The following is an 18779-nucleotide window of genomic DNA, read 5'->3' on the forward strand; positions in this document are numbered from 1 at the left end:
ATATGGGAATGGTGCGGTATCAGGCCCACGATGCGGTGCCCTCGGATTCCAAGAGCGCGTCGAGCAGGGCGAGGGCGCAGGCCGCCTCTGCGACGGGGACGGCACGGGGGACGATGCAGGGGTCGTGCCGTCCCCGAACGACGAGCTCGGCGTCTTCGCCGCGTTCGATGTCGACGCTCATCTGGGGCTTACCGATGCTGGGCGTCGGCTTCACGGCCATGCGCCAAACGACCGGCAGGCCGTCCGTGATACCGCCGAGGATGCCGCCCGCGTTGTTGCTCTGCGGTCGCGGCACGGCGTCTTCCATGCGGTAGGGATCGTTGTTCTGCGACCCCAGCAAGCGGGCGGCGGCGAATCCTACGCCGAACTCGACGCCCTTGACGGCGGGAATCCCGAATGCGATGCGTGCGATTCGGTTCTCGATGCCGTCGAACATGGGGTCGCCCAGGCCGGCCGGCACCCCGTAGGCCACGCATTCGATGACGCCCCCCACGCTGTCGAGGTCGCCTTTCGCCGCCATGATACGCGAGCGCATCCGCGTTGCCGCCGCCGCGCTCACGCACGGAAGCGGGTTGGCGAGGATGGCGGCGAGCTCGACCTCGTTGGGCTTCATGGGGTCGAGCGGGGTGTCGGCGATACCCTCCGGTCCGAGAAGCGCGATGTGGGCGGCGATGCGCAGCCCACGCGTCTCGAGCGCCTGCAGGGCGATGCCCCCGGCGACGCACAGGGGCGCGGTGAGGCGCCCGGAGAAGTGCCCGCCGCCGGCGACGTCCTGGTGGCCGCGGTACTTCACCTGCGCCGGCCAATCGGCGTGGCCGGGCCGGGGCTTGCGGCGCAGCTCGTCGTAGTCCTGGCTTCGCGTGTTGCCGTTGCGTATGATGGCGGCGATGGGCGCCCCGTTGGTGAGCCCATCGGTGATGCCCGCGATGAATTCCGGGGCGTCGGCCTCCCGGCGCGCGGTCGAGGTCTCGTCGCGGCCCGGCGCGCGCCGGGCGAGAAAGCCCTGGAGCCGATCGAGGTCTACGGGGATGCCGGCCGGGACGCCGTCGAGCGAGCAGCCGATGGCGGGGGAGTGCGACTGGCCGAAGATGGAGAAGCGCAGCGCGTTGCCGTAGGTGGAAGCCATGGACGCCCCTATTCCTCGAAGAGCTCGACGTCTCCGCCGAGCATGCGGTAATGGTCGAAGAAGTCCGGATATGACTTCTGCACCGCCTCGGCCCCGTGGATGAGGACCGGGCCGTCGCAGCGAATGGCGGCGACGGAGGCCATCATGGCGATACGGTGGTCGTTATGGGAGTCGACGGTGCCGCCCGCGAGACGTTCGACGCCGTGGATCACGAGGCTGTCCCCGCAGGTCCGAATATTGGCACCGAGGTTGGAAAGCTCGGATGCAGTCGTGGCGAGCCGGTCGGATTCCTTGATGCGCAGGCGCGCGCAGTCCGATATCACCGTCGTTCCCTGCGCCACCGCGGCGACCGCGGAGATGACGGGGACGAGGTCGGGCACGTCCTGTGCGCTCAGGGTGAATGCGGAGAGGTGGTCGGGCTGAACCCGGGCGGCGCCGGAGGCGCGCACGACGCGTGCCCCGAAGCGCGACAGGGCGGCCATGACGTTGCGGTCCCCTTGAGCGGAGTTGAGGGACACGCCGGTCACCTGGACGGGTTCCTCTCCGAGCGCCCCCGCGCAGAGCCAAAACGCCGCGTTGGACCAGTCTCCCTCGACCTCGACGGTGCCCGGGGTGCGCAGCGCGGCGTCGGGGATCCGGTAGCGGGTGACCTCCTCGATGCCGTCGGGCCCGATCCCGCGCTCGCAGGCCACGTCGACGCCGAAGGTCTTGAGCGCCTGCACGGTGAGGTTGACGTAGGGTCGGCTTTCCAGCCTGCCGTGCACCTCGATCTCGCTTGCGGCGGGCAGGAGCGGCAGGGCGAGCATGAGGCCCGAGACGAACTGAGAGCTCACGTTGCCGGGCAGCACGAAGCGGCCCGGGCGAAGGCGACCGGAGGTCTGAAGCGGGAACGAGCCCAAGCCGGACAGGGCGCAGCCGGCCGCCATGAGCTCGCCGTCGAGCGGGTTGAGGGGACGTTCGCCCAGGCGCGGCGCCCCGGTGAAGGTCGCCTGGGCGCCGAGCGCGCAGGCGACGGGAAGCATGAACCGCAGCGTGCTGCCCGATTCCCCGCAGTCGAGCGTGGTCCCCTGGAAGGCCTTGAGGATGCCGAGCTCCATGCTCTTGGGAACCGGATGGACCAAGAAGCCGTCGTCAAGCGTCTCGATGCGTGCGCCGAGCGCGGTGAGGCAGCGCCTGGTCGCATCGATATCGGCGCAGGTGGTATTGCATACGACGCGTGTCGCGCCGTTGCTCAGCGCGGCGCAGATGAGGAGCCGGTGGGCGACCGATTTCGATGCGATCGCGGGCACGGTCCCCGCGAGGGGCCGAGGGTTGATGCGCGCAAGCATGGTTAGTCCTCCTTGGTGGACGGAGATGAGAGCTGGCGGGTGCAGGCGAGCCCCACCTCGAGGATGCGGCGGAATTCGTCGAGCGGCGTCCGCGCGAGCGCGGCGCCGCCGACCTCGCGCGGGATGACGAGCTCGATGGCGTCGCCCGTGCGCTTCTTGTCATGCAGGGCCTCGGCGAAAACGGACTCGGCGTCGACGTGGAACGCCAGGGACAGCCCGTGCGCCTCGAGTAGCGCTGCGAGGCGGGCCGGAACGTCCTCCGCGAGCGCCCCTGCCGTCACGGCCGAGGAAGCGATGGCGACCATGCCGATGGCGACGCAGGTGCCGTGCCCCAGGCGATAGCCCTCCGCCGCCTCGACGCCGTGGCCGATGCTGTGACCGAAGTTCAACAGCTTCCGGAGGCCCCCTTCGCGCTCGTCCGCTTCGACGACGGCGCGCTTGATGTCGATGTTGCGCGCTACGAGCCAGGCGACGCGGGCGAGGTCGCGCTTGAGGAGTTCCGGCGTGAGCGGCGTGGACTCGAGCTCGCCGAACAAGTCGGCGTCGGCGATCATCGCGTGCTTGACGACCTCGCCGCAGCCGTCGGCGAACTGGGCGTCGGTGAGGGTGCCCAGGCAGCCGACGTCGGCGAGCACCGCGCGCGGCTGCCAGAACGCGCCGGCGAGGTTCTTGCCTGCGGCGAGGTCGATGGCGGTCTTGCCGCCCACGGAGGAGTCGACCATGGCAAGCAGCGTGGTGGGGATTTGGATGAAGTCGATGCCGCGCATGTAGGTCGCGGCGACGAACCCGGCGACGTCCCCCACGACCCCGCCGCCCAGGGCGACGATGAGGTCCGCGCGGTCGAGCTCCTCGACGGCGGCCCGTTCGAGCAGGTCGATGTAGGTTCCGGCGCGCTTATGCTCCTCGCCGGCTGGGAAGGTCGCGACGGCGCAGCGGTACCCCGCCGCCTCGAGCGACTCGCTCACGGGCGCGGCGTAGAGCGGGCCGACGTTGTCGTCCGTGATGATGAGCGCGCGGGCGCCCCGGTTGACTTCACGCGCTATCTCGCCGGTCTTCTCCAGCAGGAAGGTGCCGATGAGCATCCGATAGGGTCGCGAGGCGTTGACGTCTATGGTGTACATGGGGCTCCTATCGCCGATGGTCTCAACGCGCCTGGGCGTCGTCGAGGGCGCGCTTGATGCGGTCGCCCTCCGCGAGGAGCATGCGCAGCCCCTCCTCGTCGCGCGCATCGAGTGCGTCGCGGTATGCGGAGAGCGCGTCGATGATGTGGCCGATCTCGAAGCTCAGGAGCTCCGCGTTATCGCACATCAGCTCCGCCCACATGCCCGGGTTGAGGTGGGCGACGCGCGTGAGGTCCCGGTAGCTGCCCGCGGAGAAGCCGTGGTGCTGGCGTGCCGTCGGGCTTTTGACGTAGGCGTTTGAGACGACGTGCGCGAGCTGGCTCGTGAAGGCGATGACGCGGTCGTGCTCCTCGGGCGTGGTGACGCTGAAGGTGCCGAAGCCCGCGGGGGCGAGGAACGCATGGACGCGGTCCAGGAGCCTCAGGCGGCGCACGTCGTCGCATGCGGGCGGCACGAGGACGACGGGCGCTCCGCGGAACAGGTCGGCCCGCGCCCACGCAAAGCCGGAGTTCTCGGTTCCCGCCATGGGGTGGGCCCCGACGAAGTCGAAGCCGTGCTGCTCCGCCAAGGGGAACGCCTGGGCGCACACGGTCCCTTTGACGCCGGCGGTGTCGATGACGACGGGGCCGGCGCCCGCGCGAGCGGCCGCCCCGAGCGCCTCCGCGTGCGCGCGCAGCCATGCGATGCACGCCCCGGGGTAGGCCGAGAGGATGACGAGGTCGCAGGATGAGATCGTGTCGTCGGTCAGGCGCCCGGACGCGACGTCGATCAGCGCGATGGCGAGCGTGTCGGCGTCGACGTCGTGGGCGAGCACGGTCCACCCGGCATCGCGGTACGCGCGCGCGAAGCTCCCGCCGATAAGACCCAGGCCGACGATTCCCACAGTGCGCGTGGGCCTCGATGCGTTGTCCATCGCCTCTCCCCCTACGCGCGGTCGTCGCCGGATGGGGCGACGACGGATCGGATGGCGCGGATGCGCTCCATCGTGCGGTCGAACTGGTCGGGCGTGAGTGCCTGGGCGCCATCGGACCATGCGTGCTCCGGGTCGTCGTGCACCTCGATCTCCAGGCCGTCGGCCCCGGCCGCGCACGCGGCGAGCGCCATGGGCTCGACATACCGGGTGTAGCCGGTCGCGTGGCTGGGATCGGCCACGACGGGGAGGTGGCTGAGGTAGTGCAGGACGGGGACCGCGTTGAGGTCGAAGGTGTTGCGCGTGCGCGTCTCGAAGGTGCGTATGCCGCGCTCGCACAGGATGACGTTGTCGTTGCCCTCGCTCATGATGTACTCGGCCGCCATCAGAAGCTCGTCGATCGTGCCGGACATGCCGCGCTTGAGCAGGACCGGGGTGCGCGTCCTTCCGACCTCTTTGAGCAGGGGGAAGTTCTGGGCGTTGCGTGCTCCGACCTGCATCACCTCGATGCGGTGGTCGATGAACGTCTGGACGTCGCGCGGGTCCATGATCTCGGTGACGATGGGCATATCGAGTTCGTCGGCCGCCTCGCGCAGCAGCGACAGTCCCTCCGGACCCATGCCCTGGTAGGCGTACGGCGAGGCGCGTGGCTTGTACGCGCCGCCGCGCAGCATCGTGGCGCCCGCGGCGCGCACGCGGCGGGCGATGCGGACGAGGTTGTCGCCCTCGACGGAGCAGGGACCCGCGATGACCTGGAAGTGCCCTCCGCCGATCTTGACGCCATGGCCGCAGTCGACGACCGTGTCGGCCGGGTGGAACTTCCGGTTTGCCTTCTTGAAGGGCTCGGAGACGCGCTGGACCCGTTCGACGATATCCATCGATTCGAGGAGGAACGGGTCGATCCGCGTGGTGTCGCCGACCAGCCCGATGATGGTCTCGTTCTCGCCGTGGCTCACATGGGTCTCGAGGCCCTTGTCCTGGATCCAGGAGATCAGGCTCTCCACGGCCTCGCGGGGCGCGCTCTTGCGCAGGATGGCGATCATATCCGCTCCTCGGTTCGCTCGATCGAATGCTTGGGTGCATGAAGTGTATACCATCGCGGAGACGGCCCGGGCGCTCTCGCAACATTAACAATACGGCTCTCTCGATGGGCCTCCTTCGAGCGGCGTCCGTCCCCGCCCTTCTTGTTCGCCGCCGCGCCCATCTCGCCGTGAGCGTGCTGACCGGCGAGGCGGTCCGGTCGCCCCGGCGGGATTGCGCGCCGTTTCGCGTTTCTATGAGATTCAAATTGATCGACCGACAGCCGGCCGCGTTGGGTATAATCGGTACCGCTGCGCGCCATTAGCTCAGTGGATTAGAGCGTCTGCCTCCGGAGCAGAAGGCCGTAGGTTCGAACCCTATATGGCGCACCACTCGTTCCATTTAAGCCCCTGAACGGGGCTTTTTTCATATGGAGGTATCCATGGCGTCGGAATTCGACAGTCCGGTCCCCGTGAACCTTGACGGCCTGACGACGGCAGAGGTCGAGCAGCGTATCGCCGAGGGCAAGATCAACATCAACACCGAGCTCAAGACCAAATCCGTCCGCGAGCTCGTGATCGAGAACACCTGCACCCTTTTCAACCTCATCAACCTCGTGCTGGCCGTCCTCGTCGTCTTCACCGGGTCGATCAAGAACCTCACCTTCCTGGGGATCGTCGTGCTCAACACGGGCATCGGCATCGTGCAGGCGCTGCGCTCTAAACGCATGGTCGACAAGCTCACGCTGCTCACCTCCAAGCGCGCGCAGGTCCTTCGCGACGGCGCGCCGGTGGAGCTCGACCTCGACCAGATCGTCCTCGACGACATCGTGCGGCTCGGCCGCGGCGACCAGGTTCCCGCCGACTCCGTCGTCGTGGACGGCGAGGCCCAGGTCAACGAGAGCCTGCTGACCGGCGAGAGCGACCTCATCCGCAAGCGCCCCGGCAGCGAGCTCATGAGCGGGAGCTTCATCGACTCCGGCACGGTGCTCGCCCGCGTGCGGCGCGTCGGCGCCGACAACTACGTCGCCCGCATCAACAAGGAGGCCAAATACGTCAAGAAGGTCAATTCCGAGATCATGGAGGCGCTGAACGCGATCGTGCGCTTCGCCAGCATCATCATGCTGCCCCTCGGGCTCGCGCTGTTCGCCTCCAGCGTCCATGAGGGGTATGCCGCCTGGGCCGCCGGCGAAGGCGGCGGCGCCTCGGTCGCGGCGTGGCTGCTCGGCGGGCATGCGGCCTGGGAGCAGGTCCGCGCCGCGACGCTTTCCACGGTGGGGGCCCTGCTGGGCATGATCCCCCAGGGGCTCGTCCTGCTCACCTCATCGGTCCTCGCCATCGCGACGATTCGCCTCGCTCGCCGCAAGGTGCTCGCCCAGCAGCTGTACTGCATCGAGACGCTCGCTCGCGTCGACGTGCTGTGCCTCGACAAGACCGGCACGATCACCTCGGGCCGCATGGAGGTCGAGGGGACGTATCCCATCGCGCTCTCCGGCGGCGAGGGCGAGGCCCGTTGCGGCGTGGCGTCCGACGTGGCGGCGCTCGACCTCGCCCTCGCGGGCATCGCGCGTGCCACGGCGGGCGATGCGAACGAGACCTGCAAGGCGCTGCTCGCCCACTACGAGGGATCCCCGGCGGGGGAGGGCCGCATCGTGCGCGCCATCCCGTTCTCGTCTGATAAGAAGTGGAGCGGGGCCGAGACGGAGCACGGCTCCTTCGTCATGGGCGCGGCGCAGTTCGTCCTCACGCCCGAGGTCTTCGCCGAGTACGAGCAGCGCGTCGCGGAGCTCGCCGACACCTGCCGCGTGCTCGTCGCGGCGGAGGTGGACGGATTCACGCCCGAGGGCGACATCCTCGGCGTGCCGCGTCCCTTGGGCTTCGTCACCATTCGGGACGAAATCCGGGCCAGCGCGGCGGAGACCATCGGGTTCTTCAGGGAGCAGGGCGTCACCCTGAACGTCATCTCGGGCGACGACCCGCGCACCGTGTCCTCGATCGCGCGCGTCGTGGGCATCCCGGGAGCCGGTGCCTACGTGGACGCCACGACGCTCGACACCCCCTCTAAGATCGATGCCGCCGCGGGCCGTTACCACGTCTTCGGACGCGTCACCCCGCAGCAGAAGCGCGAGCTTGTGGTCGCGCTCAAGAGGCGCGGGCACACGGTCGCCATGACGGGCGACGGCGTCAACGACGTGCTCGCGCTCAAGGAGGCCGACTGCTCCGTCGCCATGGCGGCCGGTTCGGACGCCGCTCGCAACGTCGCCGAGATCGTGCTCGTCGACAACGACTTCGCGTCCATGCCCGCCGTCGTCGCCGAGGGGCGCCGCTCGATCAACAACCTCCAGCGATCCGCCGCCCTGTTCCTCACCAAGACGCTGTTCTCCATGGGGCTCGCGGCCATGTGCATCTTCTTTCCGCCCTATCCGTTCCAGCCCATCACGATGACGCTCATCAACTTCTTCTGCATCGGGTTCCCGAGCTTCGTGCTGGCGCTCGAGCCCAACCGGGCGCGCGTGGAGGGCCGCTTCCTGACGAACGTGCTCAAGCGGTCCTGTCCCGCCTCCATCGCGGTCCTCGTCGCCTGCGCGCTCTGCATGGCCGCCGCGGCGCGGCTCCATCTCGCCGCTGCCGACCTCTCCACGATGTGCGTCGTCGCCACGGGCGCCGTCGGCTTCGCCCTGATCGCGCGCATCTCCGTGCCCTTCACGCCGCTTCGCATCGCGGTGCTCGCCTTCGTCGCGTGCGGTCTCGTCGGCGGGGTTCTCGTCATGCCCGAGTTCCTTTCCATCGCCCCGCTCGGCGGGGTTTCGGCGCTCGTCGCGACGGCGGTCGCACTCGTGGGCACGACCGCATTTCTGCTGCTGGCGCGACGCGTCGACGCCCATGCCCCCGCGCGCACGGCGCGCGCGACGGGATTCGGCCGCGGCGTGCGCATGAGCGGCCGCGCGGGATCCAAGCGCGTCACCCCGTCCGCGTCGGCGCCGAGGCGGTGGATGGCGTCTATCGCCTCGGCGCTTGACGCCCGGCGCGACGAGCGGGCCCTTGACCGCGCCCGCGCCGAGGCGCAGCGCGCCGTGACGGGGTCGCGGGGCGGGTCGTACCGCCGTGTGGTCAAGGAGCCCGGCGGCATCAAGGTGTCGATGAAAAAAAATCGCCGCCGCGCGAAGGGCTCCGATAGCTGAGCGCGGTTTGCTATGATGAGACGCGCCTTGTGCGATTGAGCCGCACCGGTAGGTGCTTAGGAAACGAGGATGTCGTGATCTGCCCCCATTGCCTCAAGACCATCGATGCAAACGAGACGTTCTGCCCGCATTGCCATGCGTTCGTGGGCGACTCCTCATATAGCGAATTCGTGTTCTGCGACGGCTGCGGGGCGCGTCTGTCCTCCCATGACCGCACCTGCCCCAAATGCGGCAGGCCGGCCCCCGGCATCCTCTCGACCGAATCGGCCTCGGCGGACCTCGCGGCGGGGAAGACGGCCAGCTTCCCGCGGCTTTCGGCTCCCTCGTTCGACGAGGAGGCCGCACCTTCCTCGGTGGCCCGCGCCCTCGACGACGCAGCCGATCCGAGCGAGACGAACATACTGGACCTCGACGAGCTCGATCGTGCCCAGGCCGTCGGTTCGCCCAAGGGCCGCTCCGAATCCAAGCCCGCCCCGCACGATCCGTACCATTCCGACAAGCCTTCTCGCAAGGGACTGGTCATCGGGCTCGCGGCCGTGCTGCTCATCGCCGCGGGTGCGTATCTCGTGGTCCGCGATCCCTTGGGCGTCATGCCCGGCGCATACGAGTGGTTCGATCGCGCCGCCGCCGATGCCTTCCCGAGCCGCCAGCAGGCGGAGGATTCGAATGGGGGCGGTGCCGACGAGGAGCCCGCTTCGACGGACGGGGAGTCCGAGTCGGCGGAGACCGTCCTCACCGACGACGAGGTCTACGCCGCCCTGTCCCGTGCCTACCAGCAGATCGAGTCCTATGACGCCGACGAAGCCTTCGGCGAGGTGATCGATTCCTTCAACGGCTTCTATCTCTCCAAGAGCCTGCAGGAGCGCACGGAGCGCTCCGCCTCCGCGTTCTCGCTGCGCGATCAGATCGATCAGACCATCGCCGACCTCGAGGGTCTCCGCGCACCCGAGGACACGGTGTACGCCGAGGACATCCAGCATATGATCCAGCTCGCACAGTGGATGCGGGGGCGCGTCGATCAGATCTGCGCCTCCTGGGAGGTCTCGCTCTCGGTTCCCGACGGGGAGTCGCTCAAACCGTATCAGGACGAGATCCTCGCTCCGATGCGCCGCGCGGGGAGTTCCGACCTCGACAACTTCGACGCGCACTTCCTTGAGTGGGAGCCCGAGCGGAAGTAGGGCCCGGCGGGCATGCGGCGCCCCGTCTTCCGCCATGTCGTTCGTTTCGCCTATGCGATACGTGTGAACCACTGCGCAACTTGCTAGAATAAGCAGGATGTTGATTTCTGCTGAATCGAAGGGGTTGCCATATGTTCCCACAGGATCTGTACACGCCCGAGTTCTCCGTCTCCGGCGACGAGGTCGCGGTCATCGAGACCTCGAAGGGCACCATCCGCGTCGAGCTCGACGGCGACGGCGCCCCCATCCACGTCGCAAACTTCTGCGAGCTCGCGACCATGGGCTTCTATGACGGCCTCAAGTTCCACCGTTTTGTCCCCGGCTTTGTCATCCAGGGCGGGGACCCCAACACTCGCGACATGGAACCGGCGGATGTCGCCGCTGGCCTCATGGGGCCCGACGGCCGTCCCGGCACCGGTGGGCCCGGCTACTGCATCAAGGGCGAGTTCCTCACCAATCCCCGCAACAGCCATGAAGACGGCGCGCTCGCCATGGCGCGCTCCATGAACCCGGATTCCGCCGGCTCCCAGTTCTATTTCTGCCTCGGTGCGCAGCACAACCTCGATTCCGGCTACACGGTCTTCGGCCAGACGGTCGAGGGCTTCGACGTCATCTCCGAGCTCCGCGCCGGCGACGTCATCGAGCACGTCTCCATCGTCCATAAGGAGCAGTAAGTGAACGCACAGTATTTCGATCGCGCGCGCGCGGCGTACCGCGCCGGTGATTTCGCGGCCGCGGCCCAGATGTTCAACGTGGCCAAGGAGCCCGGCGAGGTGTGCGGCGAGGCCGATCACTTCCGAGGCAACTCGCTCATGAAGCTCGGCATGTTCGCCGAGGCGGCCGAGGCGTACGCCCAGGCGCTCGCCGACCCGTCGTACGGAAAATACGGCGCGCTTCTCACCAACCAGGGCAAGGCGTATGCCGCCGCCGGCGACCTCCAGGCCGCGGCCGACTCGTTCTCGCGCGCAGCGCAGGACACGTCGTACGCGACGCCTTATAAAGCGTACCTCGGGCTGGGCAACGCCCTGCTCGCCCTCGGGAACGTCGCCGATGCCGGCGTCGCGTTCCGTGCGGCGGCGATCGACGGCACGAACCCCGCCCCCGCCTCCGCCCTCGCGAGCCTCGGCGACTGCTTCGTGCGCCTGGGCCGTCCCGGCGATGCCGTCGAATCCTACCTCACGGCGCTCGACTACGTCGGTCCGCATGACGACCCGCGCTCCATCAACGCCGGCCTCGGGTGCGCCTACGCGGCGGCCAACCGCCATGCCGATGCCGTCGATGCCTTCGGCCGCGCGACCGCGGACGGCATCTACCAGCTGACCCCCGACCAGGCGACCGTTCTCGCGACGGCCCAGGACGTCCTGGCCGCCCAGGGCTCGATGGCCCCCGCCCCGGTCACGGGCGGAATGGCCGCGGTCGATCCCCTCGACCCGCTGGGGCAGTCGGGCGCCTTCATGCCCGACCCCTCCGACACGGGCTTCTTCACGCTGACCGAGAACGAGATGATCCAGCAGGACAAGAAGGAGTCCCGCACGCGGCGCCGCAAGCGCCACACCGGGCTCAAGGTGTTCATCACCATCCTCGTGGTGCTTATTCTCGCCGCCGCCGGACTCGGCTTCGCCTACACCCGCGGCGCGGGCGTTCCTTCGCAGCAGCAGGCGGTCGAGGGCCTGTTCGCCGCCGTCACCGCCGGTGACGACGAGGCCGCCGCGTCCTGCCTGGCGCCCGGCCTGTCTGATGACGCGCGCGCGCTCATCCTCTCGTCCATCCCGTCCGACGCGACGCCCACGATCTCCGGTCTCGACCGCGGCATGACCCGTTCCGAGGCGACGGTCACCGTCCAGCTTTCCCTGGGCGGCACCCAGACGTATGACATCGTGTTCGCGCGGACCTCCAACCATATCGGTTGGGCGGTCGAGAGCGTGAGCATCGATTTGGGCGACTCCGAAGGCAGCGCATCCGATGCGTCGCCCGATGCAACGACCCCTCAGGACGCCGGCAGTGCCGCCTAGCCTGATGTAGCTTTCCTGCGCCCGCGCCCGCGCGGCTCGCCACGCGGGCGCGATGCAATAGACTTCGTATGCGCGACCATCGCGCCCCCCTTTCGATTCACGAACCTTTGGAGCGGTTTTGTTTTCTTTGATGGACATGTTCTTCGGCCAGTACGGCGGCGATCTCGCCATCGACCTGGGCACCGCGAACACGCTCGTGTCCGTCCGCGGCAAGGGCATCGTCATCCGCGAGCCCTCCGTGGTCGCCATCGACAAAAACGATGAACGCATCCTCGCCGTCGGCATCGACGCGAAGCGCATGCTCGGACGCACGCCGGGCAACATCGTCGCCGTCCGCCCGCTGAAAGACGGCGTCATCGCCGATTTCGACGTCACGGAAGCGATGCTTCGCTACTTCATCGACAAGGCCAGCGAGAAGCGGTATCCCTGGACCCCGCGTCCTCGCGTCGTCGTCTGCGTGCCCTCCGGGGTGACGAGCGTCGAGAAGCGCGCCGTGTTCGAGGCGACCATCTCTGCCGGGGCCCGTCAGGCGTATCTCATCGAGGAACCCATGGCGGCGGCGATCGGCGCCGACCTCCCCGTCGAGGAGCCCACGGGCTCCATGGTCGTCGATATCGGCGGCGGCACCACCGAGGTCGCCGTCATCGCGATGGGCGGTATCGTCGTCTCGCAGTCGATCCGTATCGCTGGCGACGAGTTCGACCAGGCGATTCTCTCGCATGTGCGCGATGCCTACAACCTCGCGATCGGCGAGCGCACCGCCGAGGACATCAAGATCAAGGTCGGATCTGCCGTCCCGCTCAAGGATGAGCTCGACGTCGAGGTCAACGGTCGCGACGTCATCTCCGGTCTTCCCAAGACCGTGCGCATCGAGAGCGAGGAGATTCGCCGCGCGCTCAACAAGCCGCTCGACGAGATGACGAAGGCCGTGAAGGAGGCGCTCGATGCGACCCCGCCCGACCTCGCCTCCGATCTCATGTACTACGGCATCCTGCTGACCGGCGGCGGCGCCATGCTGCGCGGTCTGGACGTTCGCCTGCGCGACGAGACGGGCGTCGCGGTCAACGTGAGCCCCACTGCGCTCGACAACGTCGTCAACGGATGCGCCCGCGTTCTCGAGGCCAACGCGTTCGACGGCGGCTTCGTCCAGAGCAACGCGTAATCGAGCGGAAGGACCCCATCGTTTGGCTCGCAACGGCAAGTACCCATCAGCACATCTGAATAGCAAGCGGCAATCAACGGGAATGCGCCCGTTGATTGCTTTAAGCCTCGTCTCCGTCCTGATCCTTACGTTCTACATTCGTGAGGGGGACGCGGGTCCCGTGCACACCGCGCGCAGCGTCGTCACCACGGCGACGAGCCCCGCGCGCTTCGCAGGGTCCCTCGTCGCCGCGCCGTTCAACGCGCTGGGCAACGTGGCCGCCAACCTCACGGCCTCCCAGGAGACCCTTGCCGAGCTGCGCGAGCAGAACGAGGAGCTTACCGCGCGCGTCGCCGAGCTTTCCGAATCCGCCAAGACCGCCGAGCGCCTCGAGGACCTTCTGGGGCTTCAATCCACCTACAGCCTCGAGTCCACCGCCGCGCGCATCATCGGCGGCTCTTCGGACGCTTGGACCCATACCGTCACCATCAACAAGGGAACGGCCGACGGCCTCGCGCTCGGTATGCCGGTTTGCAACTCGAACGGGGTCATCGGTCAGATCGTCGAGTGCGCCCTCAACGTCTCCACCGTCCTGCTCGTGAACGACGAGACCTCCGGGGTGTCCGCGATGATCCAGTCCTCGCGCGCCCAGGGCATGCTCCAAGGCCAGCCCGACGGCTCGCTTCGCCTCAACTACGTCCCTGCAGACGCCGTAGTCGAGGTGGGCGATATCGTGATCACCTCGGGTATCGGCGGCGTGTTCCCCAAGGGCCTTCCCCTCGGGACCGTCAGCTCCGTCGACAAGAGCGCCAACGACGTGTACTACACCATCACGGTTCGCTCTCAGGCGTCCGCCGAGAACAACGAGGAGGTCCTGGTGATCACCTCCCTCACCACCGACCAGTCCGCGAGCGACACCGACATCCAAGCCGCGAATTCGTCGCCCGCGGGAGAAACCACGGCGAAAGACGATGGTTCCAGCGACGCGAACGGGGAGGGGTAGCCCATGCGACTGCACGAAACAGGCGCCTCTTCGCGCACGTATGCCGCCATGGCGATCGTCGCCTGCCTTCTTCAAGTGGGAATCGCCCCGCAGATCTCCCTGTTCGGGGGGACGTTCAACTTCATGGTGGTGCTCGCCGTCTCCCTCGCGCTGACGCGCGAGGTGCACGCCTCCGTGGTCTGCGGGTTTCTCTGCGGTCTGTTTTTCGACTTGACCTCAGCCGTCCCCGTCGGGCTCATGGCGCTGGTCCTGACCATCGGGTCGTTCGCCGTGGCCACCATGGCGCACGGCATGGCCCCCGGCATGACGGTCGAGGGGGTGCGCCTCGCCATCGCTTCCGTCGTCGTCGTCAACATCGTCTACGCCGTCTTCCTCTACGTGCTCGGCGTGCAGTCCGACCTGATGTGGGCGTTGGGCCACGGGGTTTCCGGCGCCGTGCTCGATTCGCTCGCCTGCCTGCCGTTCATCGCGGCGGGCGGCGGCTCGGCGCCGACGCGGGGGTTCACCGCCCGTTCCGGCGGGTCACGTCTCAAGGGTTTGAAGTAAAGGGGGTGCAGGCGGTTTGGACGCCAAGCTGGTAGTCATCATCGCCGGCATCATCCTTGTCGTGGCGATCCTCGCGTCGCTCGCGATCCTTCGGGGTTCTTCCGGTCGATTCACCTACGACACGCAGGGCGGGACGCGCCCGCGCGCAACCGAGGGCGAGGGCAACACGCAGGGCGTCGCGGTGAAGGGAAGGTTCACGGGCCTCGCCTTCGCGGCGGCCGGCGTCTTCGCCGCCATCACCGCGAAGCTCTGGAGCATGCAGATGGTCTCTTCTGACCATTACGAGGAGCTGTCCCGGCAGAATCAGACGCGCACGGTCACGACGCCTGCGCCCCGGGGTCGCATCCTCGACCGCAACGGGGTGCCGCTCGTCACGAATCGCGCCTCGCTCACGGTCGCGGCGTATCGCGACCTCGCCGATGACGCCGTGCTCGTCCGGCACCTCGCCAACGTCCTCGGCATGCCCTACATCGCCGTCAAGCGGAACATCCAGGACTACAACCAGAGCGCCCAGAGCCTCCATACGGTCGCGACGGACGTGCGCCGCTCCACGGTCGCCTACATCCAGGAGCATGCGAGCGATTTCTCCGGCGTCCAGGTGGTCGAGCGAACGCAGCGCCAGTACCCTTACGGCACCCTTGCCGGCCATGTCCTCGGCTATACCGGAACCATCACCTCCGAGCAGCTCGAGGCGCGCATCGAGGCGCTTGAGGAGGGCACCGCCGACGCGCGCGCCGGACAGATCCAGTACGAGTCAGGCGACATCGTGGGCCAATCCGGCGTGGAGATCCAGTACGAAAGCCTCCTGCAGGGCATTCGCGGCGAGCAGACCGTGCAGGTCGACGTCTACGGCAACGTTACGGGGTCGACGTCTTCGGTCCCCCCTGAGCCCGGCAGCGACATCAAGCTCACGCTCGATCTCAAGATCCAGCAGGCGTGCGAGGACGGCCTCGCCCACGCCATGAGCGCCGGGCAGAGCCAGGGGTACGCTGAGGCAAAAAAGGGCGCCTGCGTCTGCATGGACGTCACGAACGGCGAGATCCTGGGCATGGCGAGCGCCCCCGTCTTCGATCCGTCCGTCTTCATCGGAGGCGTCTCCAACGACGCGTGGGCCGCGCTTTCGAGCGAGGAGAGCGGATACCCCATGATCAACCGAGCGATCGCGGGCCAATACATGTCCGCCTCCACCATCAAGCCGCTCTCGGCGCTCGCCGCCCTTAAATACGGGGTGTACACGGAGGGGCAGACCACGGTCTGCACGGGCTGGTGGACCGGGATGGGCGAGGCGAACGGCAAGTACTGCTGGGACCACGCGGGGCACGGCACCATGAACCTCCAGACGGGCATCACGATGTCCTGCGACCCGGTGTTCTACGACATCGGCAAGGCGTTCTTCTACGACGAGAAGAATCCGGAGGGCCTGCAGGAGGTGTATCGCGGATGGGGGCTCGGCTCGACTACGGGCGTCGACCTTCCGAGCGAGGCGGCGGGCCGCGTCCCGGACGCCGAGTGGAAGTCCGAGTTCTTCTCCGACTGGGAGGACGCCGACCGCTCGTGGAACGGCGGAGACATGTGCAACATCGCCATCGGGCAGGGCGACATCCTCGTGACGCCGCTGCAGATGGCGTGCGTCTATGCGGGAATCGCGAACGGAGGTCCCGAGTACGTCCCCCATGTGTTCCTATCCGCCGTGGGCAGGGACGGCACCGGAGATGCCGCCTCATACGAGACGCGCAAGCGGCTTGAAGGCACCTTCGGAAAGAAATCCGATATCGATCTCGTGAAGCGCGGCCTGTACGGCGTCATCTACGAGGAGTCCGCAAGCCAGGCCGCGCACTTCACCAACCTCGACGTCACCGTCGAGGGCAAATCGGGAACGGGCCAGAAGAGCGGCGAGGACGACTACTCCTGGTTCGTCGCCTACGCTCCGGCCGAAGATCCCAAGTACGTGGTCGCCGCCTTGGTCGAGCAGGGCGGATTCGGCTCCACGAGCGCGATCCATGCGGTGCGCGACGTGCTGGGGGCCATCTACGATCAGCCCGACACGGCCGGCGACACCGCCGGCGACGGCGCGCGATAGGAGGGTGAGCATGTCTGCAAAGTCAAGGAACGCCTCGAGCGATGCGCTCGAGCGCGTGAACAAGCGGATCGGCCAAGCCCGCGGGTCCTTCAAGAACGTCGTGAACATCCCCGTCCTCGTCGCGTCCGTCGCGTTGATCGCGTACGGTGCGCTCGTCATCTGGACCGCATCGCTTTCGATCAGCGCGGCGTCGTTCTCCCGTCATCTGCTCGGCGTCGGCCTGGGTGCGATTCTCGCGCTCTTCTGCTGGAGCAGGGACTGGCGCGGCCTGTCCGGACTCTCCACGGCCCTCCTCGTGCTCGACCTCGCCATCATCTTCTCCCCGTACATCCCCGGGCTCTCCTATAACGCCAAGGGCATGACGGGTTGGATCGAGATTCCGGGCATTCACCTCACGTTCCAGCCGGTCGAGCTCGCCAAGATCGTGACCGTGTTTCTGGTGGGCGGCCTCGGGGCCCAGTACAACGGGCATATCGATTCCGTGCGCGACTACGTGAAGCTGTGCGGGATGCTCGCGGTCCCGTTCTGCGCCGTGGTCGCGGCGGGCGACCTGGGCAGCGGCCTTGTGGTCTTCTGCTCCGGCGCCCTCATCATCATGATGAGCGGTCCCAAGAAGGAATGGGTCCTTTCGACCATTGCCGTGCTCATCGGCCTCGTTGCGCTCCTGCTCGCCGCGGATTCGGTGGTGGACAGCATCGTCGGGCACGATACCCTCATCAAGCAGTACCAGATGAACCGCCTGCTCGTCTTTCTGGACCCGTCCTCGGACACGACCGGCGCCGCGTACAACCTGCAGCAGTCCATGATCGCTGTGGGATCCGGGGGTTTTTTCGGCAAGGGCATCGGCGCCGCCACGCAGGCTGCTGAGGGATTTCTGCCCGAGGCGCATACCGACTTCGTGTTCGCCCTGCTGTCCGAGGAGTTCGGGTTCGCCGGCGCCATGGTGCTGCTCGCGCTCTACGCGCTGCTCATCTTCTCGACGATTCGCATCGCGTATCGATCCGATTCGCAGTTTCTGCGGCTCGTCGCCGTCGGCATCGTGGGCATCTGGTTGTTCCAGATTCTCGAGAACATCGGCATGTGCATCGGACTCATGCCGATCACCGGCATCCCGCTTCCGTTTATCAGCTTCGGTTCCAGTTCCATGTTGATGCAGATGGCCAACGTGGGCATCGTCCAGTCGATCTGGCGCTGCCGCGCGAAGGCCTCCTAGCCAGAGAGGAGGGGAGTGCCGTGCGCATTCCGTTCGATACCTTGTTCGGGGCCGCCAAGATGGGAGCCTCGTCGCTTCACGAGGGCGCCGCCCCCGTCCGTGTGGCCGTGCTCGTGGACGCCGGGGCCTCGCGGCAGCAGGCGGCGTGGCTCCGCGAGGCCCTCGTGCCGCAAACCGTGACGGCGCTTGTCCGCGTCGCCGCCCTTGACGACGGGGATCCGGAGATCAAACCCGACACCGATCTTGCCATCGTGTTGGCGGGAACCTCGGGCAGGCTTGAGGCCGCTGTCAGGTCCGTGCTCATCGCGGGGGTCCCCTGCATGGTCGTCGCGGAGTCCGCGGTCGCGGCGCCTTTCGCGTGCGGCGATGCCCCCATGCTCGGTCTCGTCACATCCCAGGACCGCACGGCGATGCTGCAGGGCATCGCGCGCTGGGTCGTCGCGCGAAGCGACAAGCGCATCGCCTTCGCCGCGGCATTCCCGTTCATGCGTATCGCCGCCGCCGCGCGTGCCGTGAGGTCCGCCTCTCTCACGAACATGGCCACCGGGGCCCTCGTGTTCGTTCCCGGGGCCGACTTTCCCGCCATGACGCTCGTGCAGGCCGGGATGCTGCTCGAGTTGGCGTCGATCTTCGGTAAGCCGATCCGCCCGGAGCGCGCGTACGAGCTCGCCGCGCTCGGCTGCTGCGCCCTCGCGTTCCGTGCGGCCGCGCGGGCGGCGTGCGGCGCGCTCCCTCGATGGTCCTTCGCCATCAAGGCGCTCGTCGCGGGTGCCGGAACCCTCGGAGTCGGCCGAGCGCTCGTCGCGTTCTATGAACGGGACTTCGATTACGCGCCCCTCAACGAGTTCATCGGCGGCGCCTTCGCGCGCATCCGCGACATCGCAGTCCCCGATCCCGTTCCCACCGTCTAAGGAGGACGC

Annotated in this window: 15 protein-coding genes and 1 tRNA gene; 11 read left to right on the forward strand and 5 right to left on the reverse strand. The window is 67.8% G+C overall.

The features are described 5' to 3' along the window. Window positions 1–19 precede the first annotated feature (19 nt). From aroC to aroF, 5 genes are read right to left on the reverse strand one after another with little or no spacing between them, the layout of a single operon-like run. Window positions 20–1126, reverse strand: coding sequence for a chorismate synthase (gene aroC, locus BQ7355_RS06575; RefSeq protein WP_072415463.1), 1107 nt, complete (start codon window positions 1124–1126; stop codon window positions 20–22). Between the two features lie 8 nt (window positions 1127–1134). Beyond that, window positions 1135–2454, reverse strand: a complete 1320-nt coding sequence (gene aroA, locus BQ7355_RS06580; protein ID WP_072415464.1) for a 3-phosphoshikimate 1-carboxyvinyltransferase — start codon at window positions 2452–2454, stop codon at window positions 1135–1137. A gap of 2 nt (window positions 2455–2456) precedes the next feature. After that, window positions 2457–3575 (reverse strand): 3-dehydroquinate synthase, encoded by a 1119-nt coding sequence (gene aroB, locus BQ7355_RS06585; RefSeq protein ID WP_072415465.1) that lies wholly within the window; start codon window positions 3573–3575, stop codon window positions 2457–2459. A 22-nt stretch (window positions 3576–3597) separates the two neighbouring features. Then, window positions 3598–4488, reverse strand: coding sequence for a prephenate dehydrogenase (locus BQ7355_RS06590; protein ID WP_072415466.1), 891 nt, complete (start codon window positions 4486–4488; stop codon window positions 3598–3600). An 11-nt stretch (window positions 4489–4499) separates the two neighbouring features. Then, window positions 4500–5528, reverse strand: coding sequence for a 3-deoxy-7-phosphoheptulonate synthase (gene aroF, locus BQ7355_RS06595; RefSeq protein WP_072415467.1), 1029 nt, complete (start codon window positions 5526–5528; stop codon window positions 4500–4502). A 292-nt stretch (window positions 5529–5820) separates the two neighbouring features. On the opposite strand from aroF, the gene BQ7355_RS06600 reads away from it, so the two are divergent. From BQ7355_RS06600 to BQ7355_RS06650, 11 genes are all read left to right on the forward strand, one after another. Beyond that, window positions 5821–5897 (forward strand) — tRNA-Arg (locus BQ7355_RS06600). Window positions 5898–5947: 50 nt separating this feature from the next. After that, window positions 5948–8686: an HAD-IC family P-type ATPase gene (locus tag BQ7355_RS06605; RefSeq protein ID WP_072415468.1), complete on the forward strand. Its 2739-nt coding sequence runs from the start codon at window positions 5948–5950 to the stop codon at window positions 8684–8686. Window positions 8687–8760: 74 nt separating this feature from the next. Continuing rightward, the gene (locus tag BQ7355_RS06610) at window positions 8761–9864 is read left to right on the forward strand and encodes a zinc ribbon domain-containing protein (protein WP_072415469.1); all 1104 of its coding nucleotides are present in this window, start codon (window positions 8761–8763) and stop codon (window positions 9862–9864) included. Window positions 9865–9995: 131 nt separating this feature from the next. Then, the gene (locus BQ7355_RS06615) at window positions 9996–10538 is read left to right on the forward strand and encodes a peptidylprolyl isomerase (RefSeq protein WP_072415470.1); all 543 of its coding nucleotides are present in this window, start codon (window positions 9996–9998) and stop codon (window positions 10536–10538) included. Next, window positions 10539–11876, forward strand: a complete 1338-nt coding sequence (locus tag BQ7355_RS06620; RefSeq protein ID WP_072415471.1) for a tetratricopeptide repeat protein — start codon at window positions 10539–10541, stop codon at window positions 11874–11876. A gap of 130 nt (window positions 11877–12006) precedes the next feature. Next, window positions 12007–13038 (forward strand): rod shape-determining protein, encoded by a 1032-nt coding sequence (gene mreB, locus BQ7355_RS06625; RefSeq protein WP_072415472.1) that lies wholly within the window; start codon window positions 12007–12009, stop codon window positions 13036–13038. Window positions 13039–13120: 82 nt separating this feature from the next. Beyond that, window positions 13121–14020, forward strand: coding sequence for a rod shape-determining protein MreC (gene mreC / locus BQ7355_RS06630; RefSeq protein ID WP_072415473.1), 900 nt, complete (start codon window positions 13121–13123; stop codon window positions 14018–14020). Between the two features lie 3 nt (window positions 14021–14023). Next, window positions 14024–14566, forward strand: a complete 543-nt coding sequence (mreD, locus tag BQ7355_RS06635; RefSeq protein WP_072415474.1) for a rod shape-determining protein MreD — start codon at window positions 14024–14026, stop codon at window positions 14564–14566. A 16-nt stretch (window positions 14567–14582) separates the two neighbouring features. Then, window positions 14583–16646 (forward strand): penicillin-binding protein 2, encoded by a 2064-nt coding sequence (gene mrdA, locus BQ7355_RS06640; protein WP_072415475.1) that lies wholly within the window; start codon window positions 14583–14585, stop codon window positions 16644–16646. Window positions 16647–16656: 10 nt separating this feature from the next. Continuing rightward, window positions 16657–17859 carry an FtsW/RodA/SpoVE family cell cycle protein gene (locus BQ7355_RS06645; RefSeq protein ID WP_072415476.1) on the forward strand — a complete coding sequence of 401 codons (1203 nt, stop codon included), beginning with the start codon at window positions 16657–16659 and terminating at the stop codon, window positions 17857–17859. Window positions 17860–17879: 20 nt separating this feature from the next. Then, window positions 17880–18770 carry a hypothetical protein gene (locus tag BQ7355_RS06650; RefSeq protein WP_072415477.1) on the forward strand — a complete coding sequence of 297 codons (891 nt, stop codon included), beginning with the start codon at window positions 17880–17882 and terminating at the stop codon, window positions 18768–18770. The last annotated feature ends 9 nt before the right edge of the window (window positions 18771–18779 follow it).

The sequence above is a fragment of the Collinsella phocaeensis genome (assembly GCF_900119895.1).
GTDB lineage: Bacteria > Actinomycetota > Coriobacteriia > Coriobacteriales > Coriobacteriaceae > Collinsella > Collinsella phocaeensis.

Bases quoted from the DNA above. Each gene is read 5' to 3' on its own strand.
- BQ7355_RS06605 (WP_072415468.1), top strand. From the start codon at position 5,948: ATGGCGTCGGAATTCGACAGTCCGGTCCCCGTGAACCTTGACGGCCTG.
- aroA (WP_072415464.1), bottom strand. From the start codon at position 2,454: ATGCTTGCGCGCATCAACCCTCGGCCCCTCGCGGGGACCGTGCCCGCG.
- BQ7355_RS06615 (WP_072415470.1), top strand. From the start codon at position 9,996: ATGTTCCCACAGGATCTGTACACGCCCGAGTTCTCCGTCTCCGGCGAC.
- BQ7355_RS06645 (WP_072415476.1), top strand. From the start codon at position 16,657: ATGTCTGCAAAGTCAAGGAACGCCTCGAGCGATGCGCTCGAGCGCGTG.
- aroF (WP_072415467.1), bottom strand. From the start codon at position 5,528: ATGATCGCCATCCTGCGCAAGAGCGCGCCCCGCGAGGCCGTGGAGAGC.
- mreB (WP_072415472.1), top strand. From the start codon at position 12,007: ATGGACATGTTCTTCGGCCAGTACGGCGGCGATCTCGCCATCGACCTG.
- aroC (WP_072415463.1), bottom strand. From the start codon at position 1,126: ATGGCTTCCACCTACGGCAACGCGCTGCGCTTCTCCATCTTCGGCCAG.
- mreC (WP_072415473.1), top strand. From the start codon at position 13,121: ATGCGCCCGTTGATTGCTTTAAGCCTCGTCTCCGTCCTGATCCTTACG.
- aroB (WP_072415465.1), bottom strand. From the start codon at position 3,575: ATGTACACCATAGACGTCAACGCCTCGCGACCCTATCGGATGCTCATC.
- mreD (WP_072415474.1), top strand. From the start codon at position 14,024: ATGCGACTGCACGAAACAGGCGCCTCTTCGCGCACGTATGCCGCCATG.
- BQ7355_RS06590 (WP_072415466.1), bottom strand. From the start codon at position 4,488: ATGGACAACGCATCGAGGCCCACGCGCACTGTGGGAATCGTCGGCCTG.